This window comes from Vibrio sp. 2096 (assembly GCF_033339595.1).
GTDB lineage: Bacteria > Pseudomonadota > Gammaproteobacteria > Enterobacterales > Vibrionaceae > Vibrio > Vibrio alginolyticus.
In genome coordinates, this window is record NZ_JAWOUX010000094.1 from 1 (window position 1) to 1,103 (window position 1,103).

Consider the following 1,103-nt stretch of genomic DNA (forward strand, 5'->3'; position numbering starts at 1 on the left):
TCGGTTGGCTTTATTGCGCATCGACAGCACTTTCACGCCATGTTCCGTTAATTGAGCAAACACCGCATTGAGACCTTGGCTTTTATCTAACTCAATTTCTAATGAGCCATCAATTAAGCTTTGACGATTGACACCATTCAACTCAGGCACTTCGCCGTCAGTCTCGATATCTAGAATAAAGGTTTCTACGCTGAGCTTACTGAGCAACGCTTTCATGGTTGTGTTTTCAATCAACTCGCCGCGATTGATAATGCCTATGTTGCGACATAGCATTTCCGCTTCTTCTAAATAGTGCGTAGTAAGAATGATAGTGATCCCTTGCTGCTGATTGATTTCTTTGAGGAAATCCCACATTGAACGACGCAGCTCAATGTCCACCCCAGCCGTCGGCTCATCCAAAATCAGCAGTTTTGGCTCGTGCATGAGCGCGCGAGCAATCATCAAGCGACGCTTCATACCACCCGATAAGTTACGAGCACGCTCTTTGCGCTTCTCCCATAAATCGAGCTTCTTCAGGTATTTTTCGGCTCGCTCTTTTGCCAGAATTTTAGAAACACCATAGTAACCCGCTTGTTGAATGACGATCTGCTCAACCGTTTCAAATTGGTTGAAGTTGAATTCTTGAGGCACTAAACCAAGGTTTTGCTTGGCAAGTTCTAAATCAGTATCAATGTCATAACCAAAAACTTTTGCTACTCCAGAAGTCTTATTAACCAAAGAAGAGATGATGCCGATCGTGGTTGATTTTCCTGCACCGTTAGGTCCAAGAAGCGCGTAAAAGTCACCTTTTTTAACTTGTAGACTGATGCCTTTTAACGCTTCAAAGCCGCCCGCATACGTTTTACGTAATTGTTCAATTTCTAATGCGTACATAGCGTAATGATTGCCATCTGTTAGTGAATTGGGATGACCAGTTCCAAGATAAGCATCACCTGAAGCTTAGTAGGAAGCTGGAGAAAGTTTCATTAGTTTATCGTCGAATAACGATGATTACAATTAAACCTTTCGACAATATTGGAAATATCAACCTTGTAATCTTCAAGGTTTTCTATTGAGGGGGTTAAGGGGAAACAAAAAAAGCGCCGCTAAACAGACTGAGCAGC

General features: G+C 42.6%; 1 protein-coding gene. It reads right to left on the reverse strand.

All coding sequences use genetic code 11. The features are described from left to right. Window positions 1-873: ABC transporter ATP-binding protein (locus R7Q41_RS24305; protein WP_318144742.1), on the reverse strand; the 873-nt coding region annotated here is incomplete at its 3' end. Window positions 874-1,103 lie beyond the last annotated feature (230 nt).